Below are 12,417 nucleotides of genomic sequence, written 5' to 3' on the forward strand. Positions count from 1 at the left end.
TTATATTCGCTTAAAAAATATTTGAAACGACCAACGTGAGATATAATTTAGACATATTAAATGAAAGAACTTGTAGGAGGTCAAAATGACATATTCGAGAAGCGAATCAATTGAAATGGTTAATATGTGCATGATTTACAATGAAGAAACCAAAGAAGTGCTAGTTGAAGATAAAACCGACGTCGCTTGGAAATTCGGTCATACCTTTCCAGGCGGTCACGTTGAAAAAGGAGAAAGCCTCTACGATGCGATGGTTCGGGAAGTCTTTGAAGAAACCGGCTTAATTGTCAGTCATTTACAGTCCTGCGGAACCGTTGAATGGTTTAACGAAGAACCAGCTTATCGCCGAATTGGTTTCTTATACCGGACCAGCGATTTTACCGGTACCCTCAAACAATCCGATGAAGGGAAAAACCTCTGGATGCCTTTGAAAGATTTAAACGAAGACAATACCGCAGAAAGCTTCATGAAGTTCCTCAAAATTTTCACCGATCCGCATACTGTGGATGCCGCTTCCGCAGTCATGAATGGTTCCTTAACCATAATCCCCAAAGACGACTCAAACGGGCATTCATAATATAATTAAGCCATAATCCGCAGCAATCTAACGGAGGAGGTGCCCCATGAAAAAATACCTGATTATTTATAATGGCAATGCTGGAACCAGTGATAATAAAAAGATTGCTGAACAGACAAAGTTATATTTGGAGGAACACGGCCGCTCAGCTGTTTTAAGTCCGACCCAGTCGCGAGAAGATGCAGTGAGCCAAGTCAAACAGTCGGTTGAAGGATTTGATTGCCTGATGTGATGGCTCAATCAACACGGCCTGTGAAGGCTTCCTAAAGGCTGGAAAATCAATTCCTTTGGGTATCATTCCCGGTGGGACAGTGAATAACTTTGCTCGAGCATTGAAGATTCCCCTGAATACAACAGATGCCATCAAAAATCTCATCCATGGCAATCCGACCGAAGTCGATCTGGGGGCCATCGGGAAAACGCCGGTGGTCAGCAGTCTCACCCTTGGAAGATTGGCAGACATTGCGAGAAATGTGAAAGACGAGGAAAAGAAGAAGTTTGGAAAAATCATCTATCTAATTAAGGGCTTTAAAGAACTTTATTCCAACCACTCTTATAAGCTCAAATTGACGGCAAATGGCCGATCAAAGGCTTTTCGAGCACAGATTCTACTCATCACGACAACCAATTCAGTTGGCGGTTTCATCTCTTTTAATCCTGAAGCTTCCTACGATGATGATTACCTTCACGTCTTCTGGCTGAAACGCTTTTCACCTCTGTCTCTGATCACTTACCTGCGGTACTTTGTGACGGGTAACCTCAAAAACGCCAGTGGGGTTCGATACTTTAAAACAAAATCAGTCAAAATTGAAGGTTTATCCGACCAAACAATTGAGGCTCGAATTGACGGTGATCCGGCAATGTGTGTCCCATTCACAGTTCAGACGCAGCCTGATTTTTTACAGGTCATTGTCCCGAAAACATAAAAAGTCATCAACCACAACAGTGATTGATGACTTTTTTCATATATTAAATTCAAATTGGTTTAATCGGCTAATTAGTCAGCAGGGTCAACGGCAACCAAGCCACCGGCAAGGTTATTCATGTTAGGCTTGTCAGCCTTAACAATCAACTGCTCGTTGACAAAGGCCATTTGACCAATATGACTCATTTCACGGCCGTATCCTGATAATTTAACACCGCCAAATGGAATTTCAGGCAATGTTGACATAAAGTTGTTAACAAAGACCATTCCAGTTTCAATTTGTGATGCAACTTCAGCACCGTGATCAGCATCACCGGCAAAAACAATTCCGCCAAGTCCGTAAGGGTTATCGTTTGCAAGATCAATCGCTTCTTGTTCACTGTGAACCTTGTAGACAACGGCGATTGGGCCAAACATTTCTTCGCTGTATGCTGGATTGTCTTTAGTGACATCGGTCAAAATTGTTGGTTTGAAGAACTGACCAGGAAGATCAATTGGTTCATTACCATAAACAACTTTGGCACCGGCAGCGATTGCGCCGTCCAATTGTTTCTGCAGTTTGTTCTTGGCACGTTCAGTGTTCATTGGAGCCAAAGTTGTCTTAGGATCCATTGGATCGCCAGGCTTCAGTGCAGCAAACTTCTTCTTTAAGTTTTCAACGAATTCATCGTACACATTGTCCATCACGATGAAACGCTTGGATGAAGTACATACCTGACCATCATTGTAAATCCGTGCCCGCCATGCAATGTCATTCACATCATCCATGTTAGCGTCACCCAATACAACAAATGGATCCATTCCACCAAGCTCCATTGTGTTCTTCTTAAGTGCCTTACCAGCAGCTGAAGCAACGGCAGTACCGCCACGTTCGGAACCAGTTAAAGCAACTCCTTGAACACGAGGATCGTCAATTGCTTCAGTAACTTGATCATATGAAAGGAACAAATTGGTCAATGATCCCTTAGGAGCACCAGCTTCAGCAACCACATCCGCAAACATTTGAGCTGATGTTGGTGTATTTGAAGCATGCTTCAGAATCATTGGGTTCCCTACCATAAAGTTAGGTGCAAATACACGCATAATTTGGTAGTAAGGGAAGTTCCATGGTTCAACCATCATGACAACCCCGGTTGCGTGGTGTTGAACTTCGGCTTCACCAGTTGCAATTGTATCAATCTTTTCAGGCTTTAATAAGTCTTCGCCATGATCAGCAAACCAATCGGCAATCAGAGCAACAAGCTCAACTTCGCCTCGTGATTCACCAATTAATTTACCCATATCAATCGTACAAGCTTTGGCTAATTCATCTTCATGTTCACGCAACTTATCAGCAACGTTGTGAAGAATCTTAGCTCTTTCGGAAATATCTTGTTTCTTCATTGATTCATATAAATCGTGACCAGTTGCTAATGCAGCTTGCAACTCATCATCGGTAGCATTTGGATATTCCTTAACAACTTCGTTGTTGTAAGGATTAACAGTACGATATGCCATTATATAACCTCCTAAATTTGGATAAACCTGTATGCTTCAAAACCGATACAGATATTTCAACATCCAAATATAGAATATCATGACATGAAAATAGTTACAACAAAATACATTGTGATTTTCATAATGGTTAACCAATTCAATAGTCAACGCATGTTACTTATGAAAATATATTAGGATTCACAATTCAAACTAGGCATTAGCCGGCTCTTTCTTGGTATCTTTAATCTTGAATACCAAAACGATCGCAATGATTTCCAAAATAAGGAATGTCAGGAACACCGCATTGAAGTTCTTGTTTCCGAGTACAACGGTCGCAATAACAATCGCGGTTGAACCCATAATCTGACGAATAGTCGAAATAATGGAAGAACCATGCGGGATCAAATCGTTGGTCAGTGAATTGGCACCTAATGTGGTGGCTGGCATCATTGCAAACGCATTTCCAGACTCAATGATAATTGAGCAGATAACGGCAATCCAGATACTGTTCAGTGATGAGAACAATAGCAGAGCGGCCCATCCAACAATAAACAAACCAAAGCCAATCATAATAACCGGCTTAAACCCAATTCGATCAGCCAAACGGCCACTACGTCGATTTAACCATGAAAGAATTGCAGCGGCTGGTACCAGTGCAAGGCCAGACCATAACGGTGTTAAGCCAAGAATCTGTTGATAATACAATGGCATAATAATAGTAACTGTAATTAAGGACATGTATGAAAGTGATGTCAATGCGACACCCAAGTCAAAGTTGGTGATTGAAAGAATATCCAATCGCAATAGTGGCTGTGGCATCTTCAATTGACGACGAACAAACATGAACAATAATATCAGTGAAACAATCAGAATACCCCAGTTCAGGTAGGTGGTAGTAGGAGTCATATGAGAAATTTCGTTGATAAAGTACAGTAACCCAATAATTCCTAATGACATGAATACTGAAATAAAATCAAACTTGGTGGATTCAATCTTCAACGGACTAATAACCGTTTTGAGAGCCAGCAAGAATACAACTGTCAAAACAATTAAGAAGAAGGCAAAAATTGCTTCCCAAGGGAAGAATTGCAGCAGAACTCCAGAAATGATCGGGCCAACTGCAAGCGCAGAACCCATGACCAAACCAACGGTTCCCATAACGGAGCCACGGTGATCAGTTGGTGTGATCTCCAAAATAATTGACTGATATGATGGGAACAAAACACCAACACTAAATCCTTCCATTAAACGACCAACCATCATAATCAGAAAGTTGGGCGCCCAAATAATAATTAAGGTACCAATAACGAAGTTGATTAGTAATGTCAGGTATAATGGCTTGAATCTAAAGTTCTTCATCAACCATGGCGACAGTGGCATAACAACCGACATGATCAGCATGAAACCTGTTGTTAACCAAGCAATTGTACTAGCAGGTAAATTAAAGTACTTCATGAATGTCGGATAAGCAGTTGAAAGTGAAGACTGACTAATGGACATCGTGAATGTTCCCAAAAGTAATGTCGCAATAAACCACTTGCGGCTTTTTTCTGTGAGTTCCAAACGAATTTCCCCCTTCAATAATTTCTTGCTAAAACAGGACCGGAAATAAAATTTCCGATCCTGTTAATAATACACTTAAATTTTAAGCAATGTTTCCGTAAAGCTCAGTATTAACGTACAACCATTACTGAGATTGGTGAGTACTTAGCCATATATGCAGCTTGTGAACCGAAGTACTTACGAACACCAGTCTTAGATAATGATCCAACGATCAGTAAGTCAGCATGGACAGCTGGGATAATTGTCTTAACAATTACCTCACCAGGATCTCCTTCTTCGACAACAGTATCAACGGTCTTGACACCTGCTCGAAGTGCTAATTCACGATATTGGTTAAGATGTTCTGCCAAATCTTTACGCTCACCATGAACAAAGTCTTTGTTAAGTGCTTGGAAGACGTTGACATTATCAGATTCAAGAACAGAAGCAATTACTAATGAAGCGCCTGAAAGACGAGCTTCAGAAATTGCATACCGAAATGCTAATTGAGCATCAGGTGAATCATCAACACCAACTAAAATTCTCTTAAATTTTGTGTGTGGAGTATTATCATTTTGCATCTAATCTGACCCTCCTTCTAGTTATATATTACTCTTTATCCTTTTTACTTTCATCATAATGCTCAGCAGTTGTTTCGAAACGTTGAGGCATCTTGTTTCTGCTTGAGTACAGATCGTAAACTGTCCAAAGAAGTAATAATACAATCGCAACAATAATTACATAAGCAATTGTGTGGGCAAGTGAAACTTGACTTGCGGAAGGAGCAGCACCGAAGAAACTGGTAATGTTATCAGGAAGACCCTTCATGTTAAGGAATGTCAAGGCCAATACTGATACCCAGCCAAGAACCTTAACCCAAAGTGTGTTCTTGAAACGTTCACCCATTTCTTTGGCATTATCAGTCATCATCAATAATGGAAGCATTGAGAATGGCAGAGCGAACGCCAAGAATACCTGTGAGTTGTTCATTAACGTGTTTAACGCCTCATGTTGCTTGATTGGAGTTTCGTTACTAGTCATGGCAACACAAATCAAAACAGGAATAACAGAAATCAAACGGGTAACTAAACGACGAAGCCATAGTGGCATCTTCATGTGAATGAAACCTTCCATGATAACCTGACCAGTTAAAGTACCGGTAATGGTTGAATTTTGACCTGAAGCCAACAGGGCAACGGCAAACAGGATTGAAAGAATTCCAGACTTGGCAACGGCGATTAAGATACCGTTACTTAACATAGAAGTGTTTGATAAGGCATCGAACAATCCGAAGAATGAAGGATCCTTAACAGCACCAGTCTTGAACACAGCAACACCCATAACTAACAAGAGTGAGTTGATAACCCATGCGAATGACAACTGGATGTTTGAATCCCAAGTTGAGAAACGTACGGTACGTGCAACATCGTCTTGATCGTTATGATCAACTTTACGTGTTTGAGAAATAGCTGAATGCAGATACAGGTTATGGGGCATAACAGTAGCACCAATGATACCTAAGGCACCGGTTAATGGTGTGTCACCGTTAACGTGGTCAGCACTTGAGAATGTTTGACCAGTTGGGATTAATCCCTTAACCATTGCACCGAAATCTGGTTCTGACAAAGCAACTTCGTAGATGAAGACAAACAGGATAACTAAGATCAAACAAACAACGATTGCTTCGATCTTTCTGAAACCAACTTTGGTTAATAATAGCAAAAGTAAAACATCAAATACGGTAATAAATACGGCATACACTAGTGGAATATGGAACAGAAGATAAAGGGCAATCGCAGCACCAATAACTTCCGCGATATCAGTAGCCATAATAGCTAACTCAGTCAAAATCCATAATACAATTCCAAGTGTTTTACTGGTTCTGGCACGAATGGCCTGAGCCAAATCCATCTGAGACACAATACCCAGTTTAGCCGCCATATATTGCAGTAACATGGCAATTAAACTCGATAGTAAGATAACAGACATTAACAGGTATTCAAAATTTTGACCACCTGTAATTGAAGTTGACCAGTTACCGGGATCCATGTATCCAACGGCAACTAATGCACCAGGTCCTGAATACATAAATAAAGTTTTCCAGAATCCGCGACCCTTCGGAACTTCAATAGTTCCGTTAATTTCTTCCAACGAAGGACCATTTGCATAGTGAATCAAATGCTGCTTCTTTGGTTGTTTTTCCTTTGGCATCAAAGTACCTCCTTATGTTTTGTACAAATTAATATTAGCATAATTTTGCACTTTGTAAATCTAAAATTAGGGAAACCTAACTTTGTTTTTAAACGCGATAGACTCAGACTTTCGCTCCCATAAGAAAGAAAACGGTTACTGCTTTTTACTTTTTTTTTTTCGTATTTCGTTAACCTGTTTTAGAAATTTGGTAATCTTCTCCAAATCGTCCTTTGAAAAGCTCTCGGATATTTTCTTAAATTCAGCCTCTTCCTGCTTATGATAATGACGATAGATGTTATTAATCCCGGTGCCTGATTCGGTTAGTTTGACAAAACTATCTTTATGATTGCCCAGCTGATGAAATTTGGCCACAATGCCCCTTCTGACAAGCTTGCTGATAATTTTTGAAACGGCTCCCTGGGTTAACGGCACTTGGTCGACAATATCGGAGATTTTAGTTTCTCCCAATTGGTCGGCTGTACTTAAAACTTTGAGATCACTGGTTGTTAATCCTGAAGTCAGTCTCGAATCCAACTGATCGCTTTCTTTGATAAATCCAAGTATTTCCTGATCATTATTATAGGTATTAAACAAATCAAGTTCGTCTTTGATTATTTCGATCACTGTTTTTCTTTTCATTTTGCATTCCTCGGAATATATATTTGTGTGTTACTAAAATAGGTATTAGGACGATTATATTCCATGGAATATAATTTGCAAAGTCGAAGTTTCGAATAGAACGGAGCTAATCGTTCTATAAATCTATGTATACATGCCAGAATAGACATATAATGAACTATCGGGAGGACATCATGAAACGCAAACTTATTAAAACAATTTCAGTAACCTTATTAGCAACAATTTGCTTTCTCCCGACTGTAGCCGCTAAAAAAACGTCGCCGATTGGAAACCAAATTAAATTAACGAAAGTTCCAAACGTACGCGACCTCGGAGGCATTCGAGCTAAAAATGGCCAACACATCAAAAGCAATCGTTTAATTCGCTCATCGGCCCTCACTCACCTCAGTGGCCATGACAAATGGAAACTGTCAAAACGAGCCAATGTTAAAGTCATTTTGGACTTCCGATCCAAGAGCGAAATTAAGCAAGCCCCTGACGCCAAACTGCACGGAACTCGATATCACCGTTTAAGTGTTATGGCTGATCCCAAATTTGGAGTCCACACAACTGCGCAATATATCCAACAGCTCGCAGCCAAACAACCGAATAACATGGAATTGTTTTACGAAAAAATGGTTGTCCAGCCCCACAGTATCAAGGCCTATAGGTCAATGTTCCACTATCTGCTTAAACAAAAATCCGGTGCGATCTTATACCACTGTACCTATGGTAAAGACCGAACCGGCATTGCAACAATGTTGATTTTGTCGAGTCTTGGTGTTCCAAAGACCACCATTATGAGAAACTACCTGGCATCCAATCATTATCTGAAGTCAACTACCCGGCATGAGTACCGACTGATGAAGCGCCACACGCATAATCGAAAAGTACTGACCAATTTAAAACGATCCCGGACAGCCAAAACAGCTTACTTAAATGCAGCCTACGCTGCTATTTATCACCATTCCGGATCAATGAAGCATTATCTCCATACGCAGATGAGATTATCAAATAAGGATATCCAACAACTTAGAAAAAATTATTTAACAAAATAAAGCATCAGGATTATTCCACCCCAAATGGCGTGAAATGATTCTGATGCTTTTTAGATACTTTTTAAATAGGTATTAATTTGCATGATCAAGTGTTTATTGTTATTAAATCGTGCAAATGCCATGGCATCATTCAGTAATTCATTAAAATCCGAAGTTTTACCATGGGTATCACGCTCATTAACTGCCATCTCAAACTTCGCCCTGGCAACGTAGAAAGTCACATGCCTGGCTGAACTTAGATTAACAAGTGACTGCAGCAGCATATTGCTGGTTTCAACATCATTTGTGGCGGAATAAAAGCTTCCGGTATAAAACAACATGGTCAGAGATTTCCAAACAGAATCAACATCATTATTAGACATCGTCTTCAATCGTTGAGGCATTTTTGAAAAATAAAATTCAGCCTTATCAAAATTGCCGGCCTGTTGATATGAAATTCCCATACCGACATATGCCAACGGGGAATAGACAGTCGCATGTTCCTCATCATAGCCATTTAAAATCTGATCGAAACAAAAAACCGCTTCATCCGTATCCTGCTGGCTAAGTGCCAACGCATATCCGCGAATAAACAAATATTCCATCTGAATTTGTTTATCCGAAATCTCCTTAACATTAAGGGATTTTAAAATACTCAATGCTTCATCATATTCGGTAATAATCAGATCAAATTCAGCCCTGCGCAAATCATCCCGCACCGCAGAGTCCTTATCAGACTCACTGGGAAAAATGTCACTCAATGATAACCCCAACCGCTGACACAACTGAGTTAAAATCTTGGTTGAAATCATTTTCCCATTGTTTTCAAACTTACTAATAGTAGCTTGTGTGCAAATGCCTTTAGCAAGCTCGCTTTGGGAATATCCAAGCTTTTTCCTGCGTTCAACGAATTTTTGAATATTCACTTATACCATGCCTCCCAACCAGTTCCACATTAATTTATAAACTAATATTACCATATTATATTAGTTAACACCAAATTATACTCAAAATATATAAACATTTATATTGACTTTTGGAATATATGAATATATAATTTTGGAATATAAAGTATTGTGAAAGTATGCACAGGAGGACTTAATATGTCGATAACTAACGATCAAAACCAAATGCTTATTCAAATGATCAAGGAATTCACCACAAACGAGTTGGCCCCACTAGATATGACCATCGATGCCAACGGCGATTATCCTGACGGCTTATTACAAAAAGTCATCGACACTGGTCTACTGGGAATCACTCTCCCAAGGGAATACGGTGGTGCCGGTTTTGACTACGTTGCTGCAGCTGAAGCACTTGAAAAAATTGCTGTCGGCAACGCTAGCATGGCCGTTACCCTTGAAGGCCATTTCAAAACCATTGAACAATTTATTAAATATGGAAATAAGGAATTGAATGAGAAGTATCTTCCAAGTGCTGTCAAACGAATTTTTGCCTTCTCTATGACTGAACCATCAGGCGGGTCCAACCCGAAAGGAATCGCCACCCGAGCTATCAAGCAGGGCCACAACTGGGTTATTACAGGTGACAAAATTATGATCACAAACGGTGGGCTTGCAGAAGTTTACTGTGTCTTATCCAAAACCCAGGATGACCAAATGGCTGTCTTTGTAGTCGATAAAGATATGCCTGGTTTTAAATTTGGCAAACGAGAGGATTTCATTGGGCTGAAAGGTGTACCAGTTGGCGAAATTGTTCTCAACCATGTGGTCGTTCCCGAAAGTCATTTATTAGGAACCATTGGTGAAGGCTTGGAAATTGGTGACAATGCCCATGCCGATGCACGAGTTTTGATGGGTGCGGTACTAACTGGAATCACTGATCATGCATTGCAAACCGCAGTCAGCTATTCCAAAGAGCGAAAAGCATTGGATACACCGCTGTATCAATTACAGGTCACTCAAGAAAAAATTGCTGACATTGCAATTGCCAAGCAAAACACCCAAGCACTTTATCAAAAAGGTGCCCAAAATAAAATTACCGGTCGCCCGTATGCTGAAGTTGCCGCAATGGCCAAATCCTATGGCAGTCGATCAGCAGTTGCTGCGAGTGACAAAGCACTTCAAATTCTTGGCGGTTATGGTTACAGCCATGAATATCCGGTTGAACACCTGATTCGAGATGCCAGAGCCATGGAACTAGCCGAAGGGACAATTGAAAAAATGAATTTTGAAATCACTAACGCTGAGATTGCGAAGTAAAGGAGCATAACTCATGAAAATTGTTGTTGGAGTTAAACAAGTACCAGAAACAGATTCCGTTAAAATTGACCCGAAAACAAACAACCTAGTTCGTTCAGGAATTCAGGGAATTATCAATCCATTTGATAAGAATGCAATTGAGGCCGCCCTTCAGCTTCGTGATCAAGCTGGTGGTGAAGTCATCCTCTTAAGTATGGGCCCTGATAGTTATACTACTTCCCTTCGAGATGGAATGGCGATGGGTGCCGATAGTGCCGTTCTGGTAAGCTCTCGAGCATTTGGTGGTGCTGACACACTGGCAACCGGCTATACCCTTGCAAAAGCGATTGAAGCTATCGGTGATGTTGACTTGGTGTTGTTTGGACGTCAATCCGTCGATGCTGATACCGGTCAGGTAGGTCCGATTGTGGCCGAGCTATTGAATTTCCCCCAGGTAACTTTTGCCGAAACAGTCAGTCTGGAATCGGAAAATACCATTGTGGCTAAACGTCAGCTTGATTCTGCCGTCCAAGACGTCCAGGTAACCCTGCCGGCAGTGGTTACGGTTAGAAAAGAATTAAATACCCCACGTTACGAAACACCGTTGAATATTAAAGAAAGCTTTGAAAAGCAGATTACCACTTGGACTGAAAACGATCTAAATATCGATTTCTCAAAAATTGGTCAATCTGGGTCCCCTACAAAAGTCACCAAGGTTTATGAACCAACCAAAGAATTAAAACAAACGACCGTCTTGCCAGTGGATCCAACTGAAGCAGTTTCCGAACTGCTTAGCAAATTGGACTGAGAGGAGCAAACTTATGGATAACAACGAAATTTGGGTATATGTCGAAATAACCGGTTCAAAAATTGAGCCAACCAGCTTGCAGCTGATTACCAAAGCCAAACAAATTGCAGATGGCCGTAAAGTCGTAGCCGTCGTACCAGAGACTTCTAAAACTCAAGCAGAAACAATCATTAAAGAATATGGCCCTGATCGGATTGAATCATTAGTAGACGACCAATTTGATGAAGCAACCGATGAAGAACTTGCCGATGCCTTATTTCAAGTAACTGACCAAAATCGACCAAATAGTTTGCTCTTCCCTGCAACAATTTTGGGACGATCAATTGCCCCTCGCCTTCAAGCAAAACTCCAAACCGGTTTGACCGGTGACAGTCTTGATATTTATTATGAAAATGACCTGCTGGTACAGGTAAAGCCAACTTACGGTGATAATGTCATGTGTGATATTGTTTGCCCTGACAAGCGTCCACAAATGGTCACAGTTAGGCCGAATACTTTTAGAGCTAAGAAAGTGAACAACAGCCAAACAGAAATTGTTCAGGCTGAATTTACCTTCCATAAGAACAAAAATAGTAAAATAATTGCCACTGACCCCATTATCAATAGTTCATCTAAGTTGGATGACGCAAAAGTTGTGATTGCCCTTGGTCGTGGTGCTTATAGCGAGAAAAATATTAAACTGGCTCAGAAGTTGGCAGCAAAGCTTGGTGGAATGGTTGGGGTTTCTCGTCCATTAACCGATGAAGCCGAATTTAGTCATGATGATCAAATTGGTATCGGTGGCGCAAGCCTTTCAGCTGATCTTCTAATTAATTTGGGAATTTCTGGTGCTGTTCAATACACTGTTGGAATTAAAAACGCCAAGAAGATCGTTTCAGTCAACATTGACAAGGATGCCCCAATCTTTGATGATTCAGATTTTGCCTATGTTGGTGATGTAACCGACTTTTTAAATGCCTTAATGAATCAAGTAAAATAAACCATAAAAAATAAGCAGGTCCAAAAACTTCATGTTTTGGGCCTGCTTATTTTTTGAATCA

13 protein-coding genes are annotated in these 12,417 nt (G+C 40.5%); 7 read left to right on the plus strand and 6 right to left on the minus strand.

Going from position 1 to position 12,417, the window contains the following annotated elements; all coding sequences use genetic code 11:
- The first annotated feature begins 85 nt into the window (after positions 1–85).
- Genes LKE01_RS04600 through LKE01_RS04605 form a run of 3 tightly spaced genes read left to right on the plus strand, consistent with a single transcriptional unit; the run spans position 86 to position 1,503 of the window.
- Complete coding sequence (locus tag LKE01_RS04600; protein ID WP_056981844.1) at positions 86–577, plus strand: 8-oxo-dGTP diphosphatase; 492 nt, start codon at positions 86–88, stop codon at positions 575–577.
- Positions 578–623: 46 nt separating this feature from the next.
- The gene (locus tag LKE01_RS12345; protein ID WP_280541959.1) at positions 624–809 is read left to right on the plus strand and encodes a diacylglycerol kinase family protein; all 186 of its coding nucleotides are present in this window, start codon (positions 624–626) and stop codon (positions 807–809) included.
- Between the two features lie 55 nt (positions 810–864).
- Positions 865–1,503 (plus strand): diacylglycerol/lipid kinase family protein, encoded by a 639-nt coding sequence (locus LKE01_RS04605; protein WP_280541956.1) that lies wholly within the window; start codon positions 865–867, stop codon positions 1,501–1,503.
- A 71-nt stretch (positions 1,504–1,574) separates the two neighbouring features.
- Here the strand turns inward: LKE01_RS04605 and LKE01_RS04610 are convergent, their stop codons facing one another.
- The 5 genes from LKE01_RS04610 to LKE01_RS04630 all read right to left on the minus strand — a co-directional run bounded on the left by LKE01_RS04610 (position 1,575) and on the right by LKE01_RS04630 (position 7,352).
- Positions 1,575–2,999, minus strand: a complete 1,425-nt coding sequence (locus LKE01_RS04610; RefSeq protein ID WP_054769207.1) for an NAD-dependent succinate-semialdehyde dehydrogenase — start codon at positions 2,997–2,999, stop codon at positions 1,575–1,577.
- A gap of 189 nt (positions 3,000–3,188) precedes the next feature.
- Positions 3,189–4,541 (minus strand): MFS transporter, encoded by a 1,353-nt coding sequence (locus tag LKE01_RS04615; RefSeq protein WP_056981842.1) that lies wholly within the window; start codon positions 4,539–4,541, stop codon positions 3,189–3,191.
- Between the two features lie 110 nt (positions 4,542–4,651).
- On the minus strand, positions 4,652–5,101 hold the full coding sequence (locus LKE01_RS04620) for a universal stress protein (protein ID WP_054769208.1): 450 nt from the start codon (positions 5,099–5,101) through the stop codon (positions 4,652–4,654).
- A 28-nt stretch (positions 5,102–5,129) separates the two neighbouring features.
- Positions 5,130–6,731, minus strand: a complete 1,602-nt coding sequence (locus LKE01_RS04625; protein ID WP_056981840.1) for an Nramp family divalent metal transporter — start codon at positions 6,729–6,731, stop codon at positions 5,130–5,132.
- Positions 6,732–6,866: 135 nt separating this feature from the next.
- The gene (locus LKE01_RS04630) at positions 6,867–7,352 is read right to left on the minus strand and encodes a MarR family winged helix-turn-helix transcriptional regulator (protein WP_056981837.1); all 486 of its coding nucleotides are present in this window, start codon (positions 7,350–7,352) and stop codon (positions 6,867–6,869) included.
- Positions 7,353–7,525: 173 nt separating this feature from the next.
- On the opposite strand from LKE01_RS04630, the gene LKE01_RS04635 reads away from it, so the two are divergent.
- Positions 7,526–8,389, plus strand: coding sequence for a tyrosine-protein phosphatase (locus tag LKE01_RS04635; RefSeq protein WP_095344838.1), 864 nt, complete (start codon positions 7,526–7,528; stop codon positions 8,387–8,389).
- Between the two features lie 50 nt (positions 8,390–8,439).
- Here LKE01_RS04635 and LKE01_RS04640 read toward each other — a convergent pair whose 3' ends face one another.
- Entirely contained in the window at positions 8,440–9,294 is an 855-nt protein-coding gene (locus LKE01_RS04640; RefSeq protein WP_056981835.1) for a helix-turn-helix domain-containing protein, read from the minus strand.
- A gap of 177 nt (positions 9,295–9,471) precedes the next feature.
- Between LKE01_RS04640 and LKE01_RS04645 the strand changes: the two genes are divergently transcribed.
- From LKE01_RS04645 to LKE01_RS04655, 3 genes are read left to right on the plus strand one after another with little or no spacing between them, the layout of a single operon-like run.
- Entirely contained in the window at positions 9,472–10,590 is a 1,119-nt protein-coding gene (locus tag LKE01_RS04645; RefSeq protein ID WP_056981833.1) for an acyl-CoA dehydrogenase family protein, read from the plus strand.
- Positions 10,591–10,603: 13 nt separating this feature from the next.
- The gene (locus tag LKE01_RS04650) at positions 10,604–11,377 is read left to right on the plus strand and encodes an electron transfer flavoprotein subunit beta/FixA family protein (RefSeq protein ID WP_054769210.1); all 774 of its coding nucleotides are present in this window, start codon (positions 10,604–10,606) and stop codon (positions 11,375–11,377) included.
- Positions 11,378–11,390: 13 nt separating this feature from the next.
- Entirely contained in the window at positions 11,391–12,356 is a 966-nt protein-coding gene (locus LKE01_RS04655) for an electron transfer flavoprotein subunit alpha/FixB family protein (protein WP_054769211.1), read from the plus strand.
- The last annotated feature ends 61 nt before the right edge of the window (positions 12,357–12,417 follow it).

This window comes from Lentilactobacillus kefiri (assembly GCF_007989105.1).
Taxonomy (GTDB): Bacteria; Bacillota; Bacilli; order Lactobacillales; family Lactobacillaceae; genus Lentilactobacillus; species Lentilactobacillus kefiri.

Excerpts from the sequence above, each read along its gene's own strand:
- LKE01_RS04600 (WP_056981844.1), top strand. The coding sequence starts at position 86 with ATGACATATTCGAGAAGCGAATCAATTGAAATGGTTAATATGTGCATG.
- LKE01_RS12345 (WP_280541959.1), top strand. The coding sequence starts at position 624 with ATGAAAAAATACCTGATTATTTATAATGGCAATGCTGGAACCAGTGAT.
- LKE01_RS04610 (WP_054769207.1), bottom strand. The coding sequence starts at position 2,999 with ATGGCATATCGTACTGTTAATCCTTACAACAACGAAGTTGTTAAGGAA.
- LKE01_RS04620 (WP_054769208.1), bottom strand. The coding sequence starts at position 5,101 with ATGCAAAATGATAATACTCCACACACAAAATTTAAGAGAATTTTAGTT.
- LKE01_RS04625 (WP_056981840.1), bottom strand. The coding sequence starts at position 6,731 with ATGCCAAAGGAAAAACAACCAAAGAAGCAGCATTTGATTCACTATGCA.
- LKE01_RS04630 (WP_056981837.1), bottom strand. The coding sequence starts at position 7,352 with ATGAAAAGAAAAACAGTGATCGAAATAATCAAAGACGAACTTGATTTG.
- LKE01_RS04635 (WP_095344838.1), top strand. The coding sequence starts at position 7,526 with ATGAAACGCAAACTTATTAAAACAATTTCAGTAACCTTATTAGCAACA.
- LKE01_RS04645 (WP_056981833.1), top strand. The coding sequence starts at position 9,472 with ATGTCGATAACTAACGATCAAAACCAAATGCTTATTCAAATGATCAAG.
- LKE01_RS04650 (WP_054769210.1), top strand. The coding sequence starts at position 10,604 with ATGAAAATTGTTGTTGGAGTTAAACAAGTACCAGAAACAGATTCCGTT.
- LKE01_RS04655 (WP_054769211.1), top strand. The coding sequence starts at position 11,391 with ATGGATAACAACGAAATTTGGGTATATGTCGAAATAACCGGTTCAAAA.